The sequence below is a fragment of the Devosia salina genome (assembly GCF_019504385.1).
Lineage (GTDB): Bacteria > Pseudomonadota > Alphaproteobacteria > Rhizobiales > Devosiaceae > Devosia > Devosia salina.
On record NZ_CP080590.1, the window covers coordinates 3,438,246 to 3,455,543 of the forward strand.

The following is a 17,298-nucleotide window of genomic DNA, read 5'->3' on the forward strand; positions in this document are numbered from 1 at the left end:
GCCGGGCGCGAGCCGGCGGCGATTCTCCCATCCCCGATCCTCTTCGATCCGCCCGCCACGGCTCATCTCGTTTGCCTCTCACAGGCGCCAACCTGGCCACGTTCACCGCATGTCCATCTCCCCACGATGAGCGAGCATTTGCACTCACGAGGTGGGCAGAACATGCAAGACCACGTTCGGCGGCTCCATGAGCAGGTTCTGGCTCAAAACCTGTTGTCGAACCGATGCGATCAAATCTGCTGACGCTCTCACACCGTAGTGTCCGGGACGAACGCAGAGACCTTCGCTATGGCATCGCCCTCCACAAAACCCGGCAACCAAGTCACCCGTCGCCGCAAGAGGCGTATCGGATGGACAATAGTTGGGCTCATCCTCATTGGCGCCGGTTCCGCCTATGCCTATTTCGAACGCCCCTGGGAAGAAAAACCTGTCCGCGTCGAGGTCGAGATCGCGGAACCGGACAAGCTGATACAGGCCCTGGCGGTCAATGGCAGGGTCATGGCGCGCGAAACCATCCAGGTTCGTTCTGCCGTATCGGGCCTGGCTGTCTCCGTGGGCGCGGGCGAGGGAGAAAGCGTGAACGCCAATGCGGTGCTGGTGCAGCTCGACACTGCCCAGCCACAAGCGCTGCTTGATCAGGCGCAGGCCGCGCTCGATGCTGGTCTGGTTCGTCAGCAACAGGCCGAGGCCAATGCTGCGCGGGCGCGGGCCCTGGGCGAGAACACACCGCGCTCGACCCGCGAAGACGCCGAACTCGCGCTGACCGAAGCGAGGAACGACGTGTCGCGCCTTGCGGCGGCGCTGGACCAGGCGAGGAGCCAGCTGGAACAATATACGATCCGCTCCCCAATCGACGGGGTCGTCCTCGATCGGTCCATCGACCGCGGACAATTGGTGGACACGCAGAGCAATCTTTACACGGTCGCTGACCTCAGCGAATTGCTGGTCGAGACCAATGTCGACGAGTTGTACTCTTCACGCATTTCCAACGGCCTCGACGTCCTGCTCAGGCCGGCCGGCAATAGCGTGGCTCAGGAAGGCACGATTGTCTTCACCTCCCCAAAAGTCGATACGGCCACCGGCGGGCGGGCGATCAGAATCGCCTTCGACACGCCGGTCGATCTGCCTGTCGGACTGACCGTCAACGCCAATATCATCGTGTCGGAGATTGACGCGGCCATCTCGGTGCCGCGGGGAGCCATCCTGACGGAAGGGACGCAAAGCCATGTCCTGCTTCTCGAAGACGGCGTGGTCCGCGAGCAGGCAATCGATTTCGCGGATTGGCCGGCCGAACGGGTCATGGTGACCGACGGGATCGAACCGGGTGACGTCGTGGTGCTCGATCCCTCAAGCGTTGCTCCCGGCCAGCTGGCGGTTGCGGAGTAGGTCCATGCTCTATGGTCTCAAGATCGCCACACGCTACCTGACGGCAAGCAAGGCACAAACGGGCCTGCTCATCGCGGGTGTCGCTGTTGGCGTATTCGTCTTCATCTTCATGAGCGCGCTGATCGGCGGGCTGGCGGTGTTTCTGGTGCAGCGCACGGTCGGCGACATCGCCCATGTGACGATAGAAGCGCCCAGCCGTGACGCCAGCGCTTTGCTGCCCGAAGATCAGGGACTGCTTATTGTGCGGCAGCGCGACACCACGCAGCTTGAATTGCTCCGTACTGCGGACGCGTTCATCCCGCTGATCGAGGCGACGCCCGGCGTGGCGGCGGTGTCGCCGCAGATCGTGGGCAACGGCTTTCTGGTGCGTGGTTTGGCAACCGCGCCAGTGGCGGTCACCGGCGTTCAACCGGACAAGGTGTCCGCCATAGCCAATATCGGCAGGAACATCCGGGCCGGCAGCACCGACCTGAACAGCTCCAATGTGCTTTTGGGAACGCGTCTGGCGGAGGATCTGGGGCTGCGCGTCGGACAGGTGGTGCGTCTCCGCTCCGCCAGCGGGGTCGAACTGCCGCTGGTTGTTGGCGGCCTGTTCGAACTCGGTCTGGATGCGCTGGATAGTCGCTCGGCCTTTGTCAGCCTTTCTGTCGCACGAACGCTGTTCGACCTGCCGCAAGGCATCTCACGCATAGAAATCAAGCTCGACGACCTCAACCAGGCAGAGACCTATGCGCGTCAGCTCGCTGCCGATACCGGCCTTGAAGCAAAGCCCTGGACGGAGGGGAACGCCCAATTGCTGGACGGGCTCAGGGCGCAGGCCAGTTCGGGCAATCTCATCAAGGGCTTTGCGCTGATCACAATCGTGATCGGCGTGGCCAGCGCCCTGCTGCTCTCCACCTACAGGCGGCGTCCCGAAATCGGCATCATGCGCGCCATGGGCGCGACCCAGGGCTTTGTCATCTTCGTCTTTGTAGCCCAGGGCACCCTGATTGGCCTGCTGGGGGGACTGATTGGTGCTGGCCTGGGATATGCGGCCCTTTCCCCCTTTCCATTGCCTGAGGTGGCGCCACAAGGCGGGTTGCCCATAGACGTCCGGCAAGGCGCCTATGACCTGGCTGTAACGCTGACAACGATCGGCGCCATTCTGGCATCCATCCTGCCCGCCCGGGCCGCTGCCCGTGTCGACCCGGTCTCGGTGATCGGCCAATGAGCACGCTGGTTGAAGTCCGGGATCTGGTCAAAACCTATGGGGAAGGCGATACCGCGACCCCGGTCCTCAAGGGTCTGAACCTGACGCTGGAGACCGGTGAACTGGCCGCCCTGCTGGGCCCGTCGGGGTCTGGCAAGAGCACGCTGCTCACCATTCTGGGCACGCTGATGAAGCCCTCATCGGGGCAGCACCTCATGCTGGACCAGGATCTGACCGGGGCAGACGATCGAGACCTCACCGAGTTTCGCAACCGCCATATCGGCTTCGTCTTCCAATTCCATCACCTGCTGCCCGATTTCACGGCTCTGGAGAACGTCATCTTCCCCACTGCGGTGAAATCGGGGCGCGAAACGGCGGCAGCGCGGGCGCGCGGACGCGAACTGCTCGACCGCGTCGGCCTTGGTAGCCGCATGGATTTTCTGGCCACCCAGCTTTCTGGCGGACAGAAGCAGCGGGTCGCAATTGCCCGCGCCCTGATGAACCGGCCCGAACTGGTCCTGGCCGACGAGCCGACGGGCAACCTCGACAGGGAATCGGCCACCCAGGTGATGGACCTGATCGGGGAGATCAATCGCGAGGAAGCGACCAGCTTCTTGATCTCGACGCATGACGAAAGGATCGCCGAAATCTGTCGTCGGCAGATCCGTGTGCTGGATGGCCGGGTCAGTTGAGAGTGCGCCGCAGCCAATAGACTGTGACCGCGCAGACGTGCAATGGGGACGCAGGCGACCGCGTCCCCATTGCTTCATTGGGGCATGCGACCCGTCCGCCGGAGGGAATAGGCCACCCCGCTTGCCAGGATCACCGCCGTAATCGTCAGCGACCATTCGGCGGGGAACTTGTCCCAGCCCAGCAGGTCCGCAAGGAAGATCTTGGACCCGATGAACACCAGCAGCACAGCCAGCGCCTGCTTGAGATAGGCGAAGCGATGGATGATGGCAGCAAGCGCGAAATAGAGGGCGCGCAGGCCAAGAATGGCGAAGATGTTGGACGTATAGACGATGTAGGGATCGGTGGTGATGGCAAAGATCGCCGGCACCGAATCCACCGCAAAGATCACATCCGCGATCTCGATCATGATCAGGGCGAGGAACAGCGGCGTCATATACCGCTCCATCCGGCCGGTCTTCGGGTCGTGCTGGCGCACGAAGAACCGGTCACCCTGCAAGGTGTCCGTGACCCTGAAGCGCCTCTTCACGAACAACAGGACCGGATTTTGGCTCAGGTCCGCCTCTTCGTGTCCAATCATCAGCATCCGGATGCCGGTGAAGATCAGGAAGGCCGCGAAGACATAGAGAACCCAGCCATATTCGGACACCAAGGTGGCACCCAGCCCGATCATGATCGCCCGCAGCACGATCACGCCCAATATGCCCCAGAACAGCACGCGGTGCTGCAGATGGCGCGGAATGGCGAGATAGCCAAAGATCATCGCAATGACGAAGACATTGTCCATCGCGAGGCTCTTCTCGACCACGAAGCCGGTGAGGTATTCGACACCTGATTGGGCTCCAAGTTGCCACCAGACAAAGCCACCAAAAGCCAGGCCGAGGGCGATATAAAAGGCGGAAAGCAAGAGGCTTTCGCGCACCTCGATCTCGTGCCCATCGCGATGGAGAACGCCGAGGTCGAAGGCCAGCAGGGCCACCACGAGACCCAGGAAACCAAGCCACATCCAGAGCGGCTGTCCGAGGAACATGCTGGTCAGGATGTCCATCTACAATCCTCCTGCATGCAAAGACCGATGCTGCTTGGGGTCACTGCGCACCCCCGGCAATGCCCAGGGCACGTTCGACCCGGTGCAGCGCACCCAGTTCAACCGGGTGCACAAGGCCATCAGCCGTGATCACCTGATGGCAGACCTGCCGGATCGACTGGCGCTGTTCGCCGCTGAGCAGGCTGACAGAAAGGCACGCCAGGGCCCGCTGTTCGGCCGTGTGAGGGTCATAGCCATAGGCGCGACTGTGCTCGGCCAGTTCGTGGGCGAGGTCCGTGACCGAGAAACCCTTTACGGCCGAACTTGCGATGAACGCTTCGACCAGTTTGCGCCTTTCGGCCAGTTCCAGCCTTCCATCGGCATGGGCGATCACCGCGACGGCAGCGACGAGGGCCTGGAAGAACGCTTCGCTCTCGGCCAGGCCAGCCTCGTGGCGCAGCTCACGCGCATCGGCATTCTGACGGGCCCTGAGACGGGCACCGCGCAGAAATATGTCGTCTTGGAAGGGGGACTTGTCCTTGCTCATGCATAAATCTCCTCTCAGGGTCTGCTCAACAGAACTGAGGGAGTGCGCATGGAGACCAGGACATCGTTCGGGCACCACACGCAGATGCCCGCGGGCCCTGCCGAGGTGATCCGACATCGCGTGGCGGCCTGTGCCGCCGACGCCAGAGGGGCCCGGTCACGACAATCGAGATTGGTATCGGCCGGCAGAGCGGCAAGAGGGCGGCACATTTTTTTTCGCCAGCCAGACCAGCGCGAGGCGACCCAAACCGGTTGAACGGCCGGAACGGGGAGCCTTGCCCCCGTAGTGGACGAGCGATGTCTACTGCGCGCTCAAACCAGTAATCATCGAGACGATCTCGTTCTTGTCCGTTTGCGCTGTCGTGCGGATGCCGATCTGCTTGCCGCGGCGGAGGACGCAGATGCGGTCGGAGAGGCGGAAGACCTGGTCGAGACTGTGGCTGATGATGAGCACGCCAATATTGCGGGCCTTCAGACCGGCCACGATCTTCTCGACCTTGGCCGTTTCGGCCACGCCGAGCGCGGCGGTGGGCTCGTCGAGCAGGATGAGCTTTTTCGCCCAGCGCGTGGCTCGGGCGATGGCGATGCCCTGGCGCTGGCCACCCGAGAGGTCGCGGATGGTGGCGTGGGGCGAGGGAATGCGGACATCCAGCTCATCGACGAGGCGCTGGGTCTCGGCGATCATGGTCTTGCGGTCGAGCTGGCCGAAGGGGCCCTTGGTGACCTCGCGGCCGAGAAACAGGTTCATATAGACCGATTGCTGGTCAGCCAAAGCGAGGTCCTGATAGACCACTTCGATCCCATGCTCGCGCGCCTTGGTGGCGCTCGACATGGAAATGCTCTCGCCCTCGATGACGATTTCGCCGGATGTGGGGGCATGCACGCCCGAAATGATCTTGATCAGCGTCGACTTGCCGGCGCCGTTGTCACCGACCAGGGCGACGATCTCGCCCGGCTCGATGGTGAGGCTGAAATCCTCGATGGCGACGACGCCGCCAAAGCTCTTGCGGATATTGTTGAGGGCCAGGACAGGCTGGGTCATTGCGGCACTCCTAGACCGGCCAGGCGGCCGTGCGGCCGAAGCTGTCTTCGATGGTTTCAACCTTGGGGTTACCGGCGGAAATGCCCGACACGCCCACCACATAGGCGCGGGTGACAAAGGCCTGGCCCCGGAAACCGAAGACGGCCGTGTCGCCTGGCTGGGGCGTGGCGGGGCCTTCAGCGTCGATCATGGCGTAGTAGTCGATGGCCGAGGGCGGCGGAATCTCCACTTCGCGCAAGGCGCCGGCCGATGTGGTGGGCTCGCGCGAGACAATCGCCTTGACCGGATAGTCGGGGAAGATCGGGTCAATATAGAACCCGCCACCCAGGCAATAGGCCTTGCCGCCTGACAGATGCGACACCTCGGTGAGATAGAGCACGGCGGGGAGTTCGGGCAGGTCTTCCATGACATGCAGGGCCGTGGTGCCATGAAGGCCATTGCCGGGCTCGCACTGGGTGGCGCCGGCTTCGGCGAGGCCCTGAAGCAGGACCGAGGAGGTCGTGCCCGGGGCGTTGATTTCCACATTGCGACGGCCCGCTTTGTGGAGGGCCTCGGCGGCGCGGGAGAGCGTCGCCAGGTTCGGGGTCGGCTTCACCTTGCGGCTGGCATGATCGAAGAGCAGCGCCGGAAACGTGGTGATGCCGGCAAAGCGCCCGCCTTCGACCCTATCCAGGCCATCGGCCACGGCGACGACGTCGCTGGCCTCGAAGCCGCCTTCGTGACCGCGATAGAAGGTGTCGCCTTCGGCCTTGATGCGGGCGAGCAGGTTCTGCCTGTAGCCCGCCTTGTGCGCTGCGGCCCCTGCCTCATGGGCCTTTTCGGCGTTGAAGACGGTCCAGTAGTCGGGCCGGAAGGTGGCGGCAGCGGCATCGGCTTCCGCGCGTGCGACCTGTTGCAGGTGGCCAAGGTGCCCCACCTTCATGCCGGCATTGTGGGTTGCGCGGGCGCAGGCCATGTCGACAGCCACCGACTTCTCGATGCCGCCACGCTGCACTGCCTGGCAGAAGCTCGAGGCGCGACCGACCTGCTTGGTCATGGCGAAAATCTTGAGACCGTTCTTGTCGGCTTCGGTCTTGAGGACGCGGGCATTGGCCTCGACAGCGTCGAGATCAAGCACATAGGCATTGGCCGGGATCTGGCCGGACTGATGCAGGGCCATGGCCGCTTCGATGAAGGCGGGGTTGCGGCGGCGGAGAACGTCGAGAAACATGTCTGGATTTCCTAGCGAGAGGTTTCGCGCAGCGAGACGGCAACGGCGACGAGGATGATGAGGCCCCGCACGATCATCTGGTCGGAGACGGAAAGGCCCATGAGGATCAGGCCATTGTTGAGCATGCCCATCATCAGCGAGCCGACCAGTGCGCCGATAATGGAGCCCTTGCCGCCATTGAGCAGCGTGCCGCCGACGATGACCGCGGCGATGACGGTCATGAGGTCGGTTTCACCCAGCGTGTACTTCGCGGCCTGCAGGCGGCCCGAATAGAGCAGCCCCGCGAGCCCGGCCATGGCGCCGCTGATCAAGAAAACCGAAAGCCGGACGCGGGGCACCTTGATGCCGGTGACCATGGCGGCGCGGGCATTGTCGCCGGTGGCCAGGACATGCGCGCCATATTTGGTCTGGCGGAAGACGAAGTGGCCGATGAGGACTGCAGCCAGCGTCCAGATGACCAGCGAGGGAATGCCGAACAGAGCGCCGGAGCCGAAGAGACCAGTAAACAGCGGATCGGTCACCGGGATGGAGCGGAGCTGGGTGAGCGAGCGCGCCACGCCGGCAAAAAGGCCCATGGTGGCGAGGGTCACCAGGAAGGATGGCAGCCGCATATAGGCGACGAGCGCGCCGTTGACCAAGCCGATGAGGAGGCCGGTGCCGAGGCCGGCACCGATGCCGACGAGCAGGGCCGCCTGCGGGAGTGCGGCCATGGCCATGGCGCCGGCCAGGGCCGACACGGCGACGGTGGAACCGATGGAAAGGTCAATTTCCCCAGCGGAAAGGGCAAAGACCAGGCCAATGGCCATGATCGTCACTGGAGCCGTCTGCAGGATGATGTTGACCAGATTGCGCTGGGTGAGAAAGCCGCTGTCGCGCAGCACCACGGCGAAGAACAGGAAGATGGCGAGGAAGCCGACATAGACGACATATTGCTGCAGGTTGGCACCGCTCAGGCGGGCGAACAGCGTCTGTCTGGGGGGAGCGGCGGTCTGGGGCGCGGTCATGGCTGCCTCATCGGAGAAGGGTTGAGGCGGGAGCACGATTGCCCCCGCCCCGGGAGGATTACTGTGCGGCCAGAACCGAGGCCGGGGCGTCGCGGTGCAGCGACTGCTGCCAGCCTTCGGCGACATTGTCGGCAGTGACGGTCAGGGCCGGGGCGACGACGAATGCCGGAGAGTCTTCGCCGAGCAGGGCCTTGAGACCGACGGCGGCCATGGCGCGACCCAGTTCATAGGCCTCGTCGGCGACGATGCCGGCAACATTGCCACCCTTGACCATGTCGAGGGCAATGGGCTCGGAGAGGTCGAGCGTCACGATCTTGGTCGTGGTATTGCCCGCGCTGCGCAGGGCGGCCAGCACGCCATCGGCCGGTTCGGCCCAGGTGACATAGATGCCGTCGAGTTCGGGGTTCTGCAGCAGCATGGCGCTGGCCAGCTCTTCCGCGCGGGCCGGATCGGAAATACCCTGTTCGGCAACGATCTTGATGCCCGGATAGTCGTTCTCGATCGTGGTCTTGAACGCCTGGTCGCGCTGGTTGGTCACATAATAGCTGGCGTCGTGGAAGATGTAGCCCACCTCGCCCTCACCCCCGATGGCTTCGGCGAGGACGTCAGCGGCCTGCTTGCCCATCTGGAACAGATCGTCGGTGACGATCGCAGCGTAGTCGGTGCCGTGGACATAGTCGGCCGGCAGGTTGGAGAGGAAAACCAGCTCCACGCCGGATGCCGTGGCTTCCTTGAAGGCTGCGGCCGAGGTGACCGGGTCGAGCGGCAGTGAAAGGATGACATTGGGGCCGGCCGAGAGGGCGGTTTCGATGTCCGAGCGCTGCTTGGCCGCGTCGAAGCCGGCATCGGTGGTGACGACGACGTCGACGCCGGCACGGGCGAACTCGTCATTGGCGCCAGCCGAAACCGCGTTGATGAAGTCCGACGAGGTGTGCCAGAGCAGAGCGGCCTTGTAGCCCTTGCCGGTGAGCGCCGCGATGTTCTCGTCGCTGAGGACGATCTCGGACGACGGCGTGGCACTTTCGCCATTGGGGCCCACGGTCTGGGCAAAGCCGGCGACCGGATGGAGCAGCGTTGCGGCCAGCAGGGCTGCCGCGAGCTTGGTAGTGGTCTTCATAGTCAGTCTCCCTTGAACTTGGTTCCCTAATTGTTGTCTTCCATGCCGCAGAAGCGGGCGATGAAACCGGCAAAGGCAACGACGCCGGCGAGGTATTCCTCGACGCTGACGCGCTCCTCGAATGTGTGGCAGTTGCGGATGTCGCCGGGCGCGCAATAGACCGCGGGGATGCCCAGGCCGTTGACGAAGAACGGGCTTTCCGACCAGAAGGGCGCGCCTTCAATGCCCCCTCGCCCGTCCATGGCCTGACCAACGCTCTCCTGCAGCAGAGCCAGCGCCGGATGGGTCAGATCGATCTCGGTGGCCGTGCCGCCCAAAGCATGGTCGCGGCCGGCCGGATAGGCGATCTCGACCTGGATTTCCGGATCGGCAATTGCGCCCCGGATCGTGCTTTCGAGTTCGGCCGCCGCCGCATCCAGGCTTTCGCCGGGCAGCAATTTGCGGATCAGTGAAAGGGTGCAGCGCTCGGGCACGGCGATGAAGCCGCCACCATTGAGCGTAGTGATGAGCAGAAAGCCGCGGCCGACCAATGGGTGCTCGGCTCTGGCCGATATCTCGTCCGAATGCGCCCAGAGCGCGCTCATCACCGCATGGCTGGCCTTGAGCGCGTCGCGGCCAAGCTCCGGAACGCCGAAATAGGCGGATTTGCCGGTAATCGTGATGTCGGCGATGAAGAAGCCGATCTGCGCCGGATAGACGGCGAGCTGCGTTGGCTCGGTATAGACAACGAAGTCGGGCCGCATCAGTTCGCCCGAGGCAATCCGCGCCACATGGGCTTTGACGCCCGCCGACACGCCGCTGCCCGGCTCGCCGCTTTCCTCGTCACCGACAAAAGCGAACTCGACATCGCCCTTGAGCCGGATGCCGGCGCGGTCGAGCAGGGTCAGGGCGGCGAGGCTGGAGCAGATGCCCGCTTTCAGGTCACCGGCGCCACGACCCCAGATTTCACCATCAACGATGGGCGCACCGAACGGGTTTTCGCGGATATCGCCGGCCCAGTGCTGTTCCCAGCCTTCGACATGCACCGTGTCCGTGTGACCGATGAACAGCAGGCGCTTGCCCCCACCGGTGCCGGAGCGCTTGCCGCGGATATTGGGGCGGCCGGGCGCGAACGCGGTGACCTCAATATCTTCGATGCCCCTGCCCTGCATCTGGCCATGCAGATAATCGGCCATGCTGGCTTCGTTGCCGGTGACGCTGTTGCGACCGATGGCGCCGCGCAGCAGTTCAACGGCATCGTCGCGATCCAGTGCTGCCAGGAGGCGATTGTGCAGATCCGGGCTCATCGCAGCAGCTCCCGCATTGAAACGGCGTTGGCGGGCGGCAGGGAAATGCGGGATTCCGGGGTTTCGGCGCCGAACAAGGTGTTGTGCAAATGGCTCAGGCCGATGGCGGCGGCGCCGACCAGAGCCGCGTGATTGCCCAGAATGCTGGCCTCGATCTCGACCGGATAGGGGAAGCAGAGCGGCAGGACCTGCCGCACTCTTTCGACAATCTCGGGCCGCGAACCGATGGACCCGCCGAGAATGACCTTTTGCGGATTGGCAATGGCGGCGATGGCCCCGATGCCGCGCGCCAGGAGGCGGGCCGTTTCGTCCAGCACCGCAACCGCGGCCGTATCGCCAGCATTGGCCTTTTCGAAGATTGCCGGGACAGTCGCGTCATGTCCGACCGCCTGATGATAGCGCGCCACGATCCCATAGGACCCGACGACGCGCTCGAAAGCCCCTGCCCGCAGGGATTCCGGCTCGAACGGGTCGGCACCGAAAGGCAGGAAACCCAGCTCGCCGGCGGCGTTGGTGGCACCACGCACCAGCTGTCCGTTCAGCATCAGACCGCTGCCGACGCCGGTCCCCAGAGCGATGAAGGCGAGATTGTCGATCCCCTGCCCGACACCCAGCCAGCTCTCACCGAGAACGGCGAGATTGACGTCGTTTTCGATCATGGCTTCGAAGCCAAGGGCGGCTTCGAGCGCACCCGCAACATCCATCTGATCGAAGCCGGCAATGTTTGGGGCGAGCAGGACGCGACCTGTTTCCGGCTGCGGCGCGCCGGGGGCACCGACCACTGCGATGCGCAGTTTTGATCGCGGCACACCGCCATTGTCGGCCGCCGTCCAGCACAGCGCCGCAATCTGGTCGACGACCGCCTGGCCACCGTCGGGATGGGTCGGCTCGGTGACTTCGGACAGAACGTGGCTCGACAGGTCGCAAATGGCGACACGCACCTTGGTGCCGCCGAGATCGACGGCGGCGATATAGGCGGCGGATGGGACCAGTTCATAGGTCACGGCGGTGCGGCCGACATGCCCGCTGGTGCGGCCCGTCTCCTGCACCCAGCCGTCGTCCTCAAGCTGGCGCATGATCTCGGAAATCGTCTGCTTGGAGAGGCCCGTCTGCTTGGCCAGCGACGCGCGGGACACCGAACCGCCCTGCACGATCGCCTCCATGACGGAGCGAAGGGAAAACTGCCGCGAGATTCGAATGGCCTGGCTCACATCAACGCCTTAGTTAATTCGGTGACTGACCGAACTAATTGAGGAGATCGCGGATGGAGTCAAGCGGAATGTGCTCGACCGAGGGAGCACTACGGCCGTGCAACGATTTCACCGCACACGGGCCCGGGCTGGCGCGACATTGTCCTGCCTGCTTTCGCACGGGCCTTTTAGAGGCTGCCCGAGCAGCACTGGCGCGGGGGCGGTTCCACCCGATCCCATCCCTGTGACGGAAAAGGCCACCCTCTGCCTTCGGCAAGTGTCGCCCGCCGCCGGGACGCGTTTGCGCGCGATCAACAAGGCCGATCCGGTAAGCGGCACCTTTTGACTGAAATCAAGGAGTCCCCTGGGCGGTTCTGCGACGGTCTGCCGGGGTATCGGGGTCTTGCACGCCATTGCTCCCCGACACATGCCCGCCAATTGCGGAGAGGCGAAAATGGGCAAGATCGAAGGCATAGCCAACCAGGCGAACCGATGTGCCCGTTGCCGGGCTTCTGTAAGGTCCGTTTGCAGCCTGACGGACTGTGCGATCCATTCAGACATAGCGGCCTTATCCGGCCGGCGATTGGTCGCCGCGGGACAGACCATCCTGGCCAATGGAGGGCAGGCCGCCTTGGTGGGCACGGTGCTGGCAGGCATTCTCAAGGTGTCCAAGACCCTGCCCGATGGCAGAGAGAGGATCGTCTCCCTGCTGTACCCGGGAGACTTCTTCGGTCAATTGTTCACCGCCTCGATGGACTTTGCAGTGGAGGCGGCCACAGACGCAGAGCTCTGCGTCGCCGATCGGCTGCGCTACGAGAGCGTGATAAGGCGCCACCCAATTCTGGAGCACGCAATCCTCCAGTCAACATCCAGGGCCCTGGCAGTTGCGAGGGAGAGCGCGCTGCTGCTCAGTTGCCTGAACTCATTGGAGCGGGTGGCGACCTATCTGCTGGTCACGACGGGCCGTCGGGATCATTTGTTGCAGGAAGCAAAGCTGCAGACGAGCCATTCGGTGGCCGCGCTGGGGATCTCGCGAGCCGATGTGGCAAGCTATCTGGGCACCACTATCGAAACCATCAGCCGGCACTTGCATTACCTGGAAGACAAGGGCGTCATCCTGATCCTCGACAGCAGCCATTTCGAAGTTCTCGATAGAGACAGGCTGCAGACGATTGCCGGCGTGAGCGACGACGACCTCAGGCTGTTCATGCCGGCCGAGTTGACCAGAACCTCTGAAAGCCGCCATTTGCAGACAGCGATTGTGCTGCCACTTCACCGGTCCAAATAGCGTGATCTCGCTGCAAGGAGCGCGTGACACGGAGGGTGGCGCTGCAGCCGCCGCCCCGTCGAATTTCAGCGCCGATGGGTAACCTCTGAGAGCAGGAAGCCGACGACCGACGCCAGGCCGATGGCGATCAGCGGCTGTGTCCGCACGGTCTGCTCGAGCTTTGCCTCGAGCTTCATGAGCCGGCTGGCAGCATTGGCAGACATGTCCTGACCTTCATGCATCAGGTTGGCGATACCCTCCTGCGCGTCCTCGCGGATACCGGCTACGCGACGTTCCGCCAGCTTGGACAATGTCGCCGCGATCGCCGCAACATCGCTCTGCAACTCGGCGATCTGAGACCCCAGGTCGGGCTCGCCTGCCATTGCTCTCTTCAGTAGTTCGGGAGTGGCCACTTGTATCTCCTTTCGGGTTTGGTTCGACCCAATCTAGCGGCCGGACGCCGGCACCTATTGATGGCCGTCAACACCTCTGGGGACACCGTGGCGCTGGCTCAACGGCCAGCGGGTCTTGGCTGGTGCGACGCAGCGCGCCGTGCGGCAGCTTCAGCGCCAATAGGCGCGGAGAAGAATACCGCCGCCAACAGCGATAAGCGCGAGTGGCCAAAGCATGCCCCAGGCGAAATCGAAAATCAGCGCCGCTGCGATGACAAGGAGCGTTGCAGCACCCAGGATGGCGGCGATGGTTTCGCCATTGAGTTTGCCATCGCGTTGATACGCGTTCCACGCAGCAAACGAGGCGCCGAGAGCCGGGACGAGCAGAAAGATGGTCCACCACTTTTCCGGAACGGGGTAGCCGAAATTCTGCGCCAGGAAGATCACGCCCAGCAGCACGAGGAGCACCCCGCCCATGCCCGGTCCGATCCATCCATAACGGCTGACCAGTCGTTGGCGCCGTTCGGCCCGACGCGCTTCGCGCCAATCAGCGTTCGGTGGTGGCGACGGAGATTGAAGATCGTCCATGCTATTCTCCCTGCCTGGCCCGCATGTGGCAGGCGCCGGCCCTTGGCAAAAATCGCAGATGACCAGCTTTGTCAGCCAGACCGCAGCGGCCGCATCAGGCTGTCGCTCTGCTGCGTCTCGATGTGGTCCCGTAACCTAGCGGCGCGGCGCGCAAGGGGCCTTGATGCCCGTCAAAATCACGCCCTGGCGACCGTCGGAAATCGTGCGGGCTCCCCACCCCATCACCCCGACATGCCGGCTAGGGCTGCAGTTCGAAATAGGGATCGTCCGCATTCTTGAACTCGCAGGGATTTCCGTCCGGGTCCGAAAAGATGGCGATCGTACCCCACTCGAACCGCAGGACTTCGACATCGATCCCAAGCCCTGCAATGCGATCGGCTGCACGATCGACATCGGGCACATCAAATCGCAAGACCACCGGGTTGGTTTCGGCGCCCTTGCGAAGGCCAGACGTCACGCCACCCCGCTCCACCATCAGGTAGCTGTCGGCACCAAAATGGAAGCAGAACAGATCCGGCTTCTGGTACCACAACTTCAACGAGAGCACGTCTTGATAGAATTTGACGCACTCGGCAATCTTCTCCGTCTTGAGGATAATCCCGAACCGGGCGGGGTTCACGTCTTGCATTTTGTCCTCCTGGCGACAGCTTCACAGCCGGAATAATCGAGGTGTTGAGGGTCGAAAATCAATTGCAGCCGGCCTGATATCTATTGCTCGGGGCCGGACCAACCATTTCTGAGCGCGATAGACCAAGATCATTCAGCCGGTGTTCCGAAAGAGCGCAGAGGTCAACGGCGACGGTGCGCTTTCGGCGGCGGTCGGTCCCCGCATTCTTGGCCCGGCTTTGCGGCAGGCGATTGGCGATTTGCCCGGCCCAGACGGAAGCCAGGACGATGCCGCCGCCCAGGATTTGCAGCGGGGTCAGGGACTGGTGCAGCCACAGCCACCCAAGGGCAACAGCAACGATCGGGCTGACCATGCCCAGCATGGAGACGGCCGTTGGTTCCAGCCGAGCCAGCCCGCGAAACCACAGGCCATAGGATGCCGCCGCCCGGATCAGGCCGAGCCAGGCAAGGGCCATCCAATTGGCGGCGGACAAGGATGGCAGTGCCGGTTCAACAAGCATGGCCAAAGGCAGAAGGACCAGGCCACCTGCCGTCAATTGCCAGGCCGTGAAGCGCAAAGCGGAGACCGGCGGAGCCCATTTCCGGCTCAGCACCGTGCCGGCGGCCATTGATGCCGCACCCAACGCCCCGGCCAGAATGCCCAGGGGATCGAGCGCAGCGGCGGGCCCCAGAAGCAGGAGCGCGACCCCGACTACGCCGGCGACCGCCGCAATCACGGCGCCGCCCAGAATGGGCGTGCCGAGCCAGGCACGCGCCAATGCGATCACCATAAGCGCCTGAACGGCGCCAAGGGTTGCCGCCACACCGCCTGGCAGCCGCTCTGCGGCGATGAACAGCATGGTCCAGAACAGCCCGAAATTGAGGACACCAAGCACCAGTATGCGGCCAATCAGGGCAAGGGGTGGGACGCTGCGGGTGAGCGCCAGCAGCAGGATTCCCGCCGGCAGCGCCCGGAGCGCAGCCAGGGTCAGAGGGTGCCCAGCGGGGAGCGCCTCGGTGGTCACAATATAGGTGCTGCCCCATACTGCCGGTGCCAGGGCAGTCAGGAGAATATCGGATATCCGTGCCATTTTTGGGTTCCAGTGCCGGATGGTGCAGGATCGGGTCAGGTCGCCTCAGGCCGCGTCCCGTGCCCAATCCTCCTGTGCAAGCCGCCCTGCAACCCGGGCAACATGAGCGCCCTGGAAGCGGGCGCCGGCGAGATCGATCTCGGTGGGATGGAGCGAGCCATCGACGCCAGCAATGGTCCCGGCGCCATAGGGAGATCCTCCCACAATGCTGTCACGATGCGTCTGTCCGGCGAAGGAATAGGGCAGTCCGACAATGACCATGCCGAAGTGCATGAGCGGAACATGGGCCGACAGGATCGTGGCCTCATGGCCACCATGTTGCGACCCGGTCGAGGCGAAGACCGCGCCGACCTTGCCCACCAGGGCATTGCGCGCCCACAGACCGCCCGCCTGATCCAGAAACTGCTTCATCTGCCCCGCCATCATGCCGAAGCGTGTCGGGGTTCCAAGGATGATGCCGTCATAGCCAGCGAGATCGCCGGGACTGGCCGGCGGCGTGTCGTCCACAACATAGCCGGAGGCCTCGCGGACGGCTTCAGGCACCGTTTCAGGAATGCGGCGCAGGTCGACGATCGTCCCGGGGACGCTCAGCGCGCCTTCGGCCTCTGCCTGCGCCAAAGCGCGAACATGGCCATAGCTGGAATAGTAGGCGACGAGAATGCGGGTCATTTGAATGCCTCCGGCAAGGTTTGGACTTGCCAGCAACATCCTTGAACCTGAGGCGCCGAGTAATCATCCGGCGCTCAAAACACTGTTCACGCCGCGTCAGGAATAGAGGTCGTTAAGCCCATCCTGAAGATGGGCCACAAAGGCCTTGGCCCTGGGGTCCGATCCCATATGCGAGGCGGTAACGGCAAAGACCTCGGGCGATGGCAGCTCATATTCGGGCAAGACACGCACAAGACGCCCATCGCGCTCAGGCTCGCGCGATATGAAGTCTGGAAGGGTCCCGATGCCGCAGCCTGCAATCAGCAGGTCGCGCAGCACCACGCTGCTGCCGACCTTGACGCGCGGATGCAGGGCAAGCTTTCTCGGGCCGCCTGGCCCATGCAATAGCCATTCGCTTTGATGGCCGGCCAGGGTGAACCCGATCACCGTATGAGCAGAAATGTCGTCCGGACTGGTGGGCGCCCCAAAGCGCTCGAGATAGGCAGGCGAGGCATAGATTGCCTGTTTGAGTTGCCCCAAGCGTCGAACCATCAGGGAAGAATCGGGCAGACTGGGCCGAACACGGATGGAGATGTCGAAGCCGCTCTCGATCATATCGAGAATATGGTCGTCCAGCGACAAGGTGACCTCGAGCTCGGGATAGTCTTCCAGAAAGCCAGGCAGCATGGGCGCGATGACCAATTGGCCAAAGGAATGCGGGGCATTGATCTTGAGGTGGCCGACCAGCGCTCTGGCGCTGGCACGAATGTCATTCTCGAGCGCGTTCACCGCCGAGAGAATGGTCACCGCCTTGGCGTAATATTCCTGCCCGGCCTCGGTGAGTGACATGCTGCGGGTGGTTCGCGTGACCAGCGCGCAGCCAAGGCTTTTCTCAAGCAGCTTGATTTCCTTGCTGAGCAGGCCGGGAGACACCCCGAGATCATTGGCCGCGCCCACAAAGCTGCCACGCTCCACGATCCGTCGGAAGGCATTCATCACCGAGAGCTTGTCCATGCGCC

Annotated in this window: 18 protein-coding genes; 4 read left to right on the forward strand and 14 right to left on the reverse strand. The window is 63.6% G+C overall.

The genetic code is table 11. From position 1 onward, the window contains the following. The first annotated feature begins 288 nt into the window (after positions 1-288). Genes K1X15_RS16880 through K1X15_RS16890 form a run of 3 tightly spaced genes read left to right on the forward strand, consistent with a single transcriptional unit; the run spans position 289 to position 3,267 of the window. A complete protein-coding gene (locus K1X15_RS16880) occupies positions 289-1,386 on the forward strand; it encodes an efflux RND transporter periplasmic adaptor subunit (protein WP_220304756.1) in 1,098 nt (365 codons plus the stop codon). 4 nt (positions 1,387-1,390) lie between these two features. Continuing rightward, positions 1,391-2,596, forward strand: a complete 1,206-nt coding sequence (locus K1X15_RS16885; protein WP_220304757.1) for an ABC transporter permease — start codon at positions 1,391-1,393, stop codon at positions 2,594-2,596. After that, on the forward strand, positions 2,593-3,267 hold the full coding sequence (locus K1X15_RS16890; RefSeq protein WP_220304758.1) for an ABC transporter ATP-binding protein: 675 nt from the start codon (positions 2,593-2,595) through the stop codon (positions 3,265-3,267). The genes K1X15_RS16885 and K1X15_RS16890 overlap by 4 nt, the downstream gene beginning before the upstream one ends. Before the next feature lie 74 nt (positions 3,268-3,341). Here K1X15_RS16890 and K1X15_RS16895 read toward each other — a convergent pair whose 3' ends face one another. The 8 genes from K1X15_RS16895 to K1X15_RS16930 form a co-directional block, all read right to left on the reverse strand. Next, entirely contained in the window at positions 3,342-4,313 is a 972-nt protein-coding gene (locus K1X15_RS16895) for a TerC family protein (RefSeq protein WP_220304759.1), read from the reverse strand. A gap of 40 nt (positions 4,314-4,353) precedes the next feature. Continuing rightward, the gene (locus K1X15_RS16900) at positions 4,354-4,839 is read right to left on the reverse strand and encodes a TerB family tellurite resistance protein (protein ID WP_220304760.1); all 486 of its coding nucleotides are present in this window, start codon (positions 4,837-4,839) and stop codon (positions 4,354-4,356) included. 300 nt (positions 4,840-5,139) lie between these two features. Next, positions 5,140-5,880, reverse strand: coding sequence for an ATP-binding cassette domain-containing protein (locus tag K1X15_RS16905; protein WP_220304761.1), 741 nt, complete (start codon positions 5,878-5,880; stop codon positions 5,140-5,142). 10 nt (positions 5,881-5,890) lie between these two features. Further along, positions 5,891-7,090 (reverse strand): alanine racemase, encoded by a 1,200-nt coding sequence (locus K1X15_RS16910; protein WP_220304762.1) that lies wholly within the window; start codon positions 7,088-7,090, stop codon positions 5,891-5,893. A gap of 11 nt (positions 7,091-7,101) precedes the next feature. Further along, complete coding sequence (locus tag K1X15_RS16915) at positions 7,102-8,094, reverse strand: ABC transporter permease (protein ID WP_220304763.1); 993 nt, start codon at positions 8,092-8,094, stop codon at positions 7,102-7,104. A gap of 58 nt (positions 8,095-8,152) precedes the next feature. Next, entirely contained in the window at positions 8,153-9,211 is a 1,059-nt protein-coding gene (locus tag K1X15_RS16920) for a substrate-binding domain-containing protein (RefSeq protein WP_220304764.1), read from the reverse strand. A gap of 26 nt (positions 9,212-9,237) precedes the next feature. Then, a complete protein-coding gene (locus K1X15_RS16925; RefSeq protein ID WP_220304765.1) occupies positions 9,238-10,497 on the reverse strand; it encodes a M20 family metallopeptidase in 1,260 nt (419 codons plus the stop codon). Further along, positions 10,494-11,708 carry an ROK family transcriptional regulator gene (locus K1X15_RS16930; RefSeq protein WP_240549531.1) on the reverse strand — a complete coding sequence of 405 codons (1,215 nt, stop codon included), beginning with the start codon at positions 11,706-11,708 and terminating at the stop codon, positions 10,494-10,496. Before K1X15_RS16930 ends, K1X15_RS16925 begins: the two co-directional genes overlap by 4 nt. A 433-nt stretch (positions 11,709-12,141) precedes the next feature. Here K1X15_RS16930 and K1X15_RS16935 point away from each other — a divergent pair, with 433 nt between their 5' ends. After that, complete coding sequence (locus tag K1X15_RS16935) at positions 12,142-12,975, forward strand: Crp/Fnr family transcriptional regulator (RefSeq protein ID WP_220304766.1); 834 nt, start codon at positions 12,142-12,144, stop codon at positions 12,973-12,975. Positions 12,976-13,040: 65 nt separating this feature from the next. Here K1X15_RS16935 and K1X15_RS16940 read toward each other — a convergent pair whose 3' ends face one another. The 6 genes from K1X15_RS16940 to K1X15_RS16965 form a co-directional block, all read right to left on the reverse strand. After that, positions 13,041-13,367: an ElaB/YgaM/YqjD family protein gene (locus K1X15_RS16940; protein WP_220304767.1), complete on the reverse strand. Its 327-nt coding sequence runs from the start codon at positions 13,365-13,367 to the stop codon at positions 13,041-13,043. A 150-nt stretch (positions 13,368-13,517) separates the two neighbouring features. Continuing rightward, positions 13,518-13,934, reverse strand: coding sequence for a LiaF transmembrane domain-containing protein (locus K1X15_RS16945; RefSeq protein ID WP_220304768.1), 417 nt, complete (start codon positions 13,932-13,934; stop codon positions 13,518-13,520). Between the two features lie 238 nt (positions 13,935-14,172). Next, positions 14,173-14,562 (reverse strand): VOC family protein, encoded by a 390-nt coding sequence (locus K1X15_RS16950; protein WP_220304769.1) that lies wholly within the window; start codon positions 14,560-14,562, stop codon positions 14,173-14,175. Between the two features lie 58 nt (positions 14,563-14,620). After that, positions 14,621-15,631: an EamA family transporter gene (locus tag K1X15_RS16955; RefSeq protein WP_220304770.1), complete on the reverse strand. Its 1,011-nt coding sequence runs from the start codon at positions 15,629-15,631 to the stop codon at positions 14,621-14,623. A 45-nt stretch (positions 15,632-15,676) separates the two neighbouring features. After that, complete coding sequence (gene wrbA / locus K1X15_RS16960) at positions 15,677-16,300, reverse strand: NAD(P)H:quinone oxidoreductase (RefSeq protein WP_220304771.1); 624 nt, start codon at positions 16,298-16,300, stop codon at positions 15,677-15,679. A 96-nt stretch (positions 16,301-16,396) separates the two neighbouring features. After that, positions 16,397-17,293 carry a LysR family transcriptional regulator gene (locus K1X15_RS16965; RefSeq protein WP_220304772.1) on the reverse strand — a complete coding sequence of 299 codons (897 nt, stop codon included), beginning with the start codon at positions 17,291-17,293 and terminating at the stop codon, positions 16,397-16,399. Positions 17,294-17,298 lie beyond the last annotated feature (5 nt).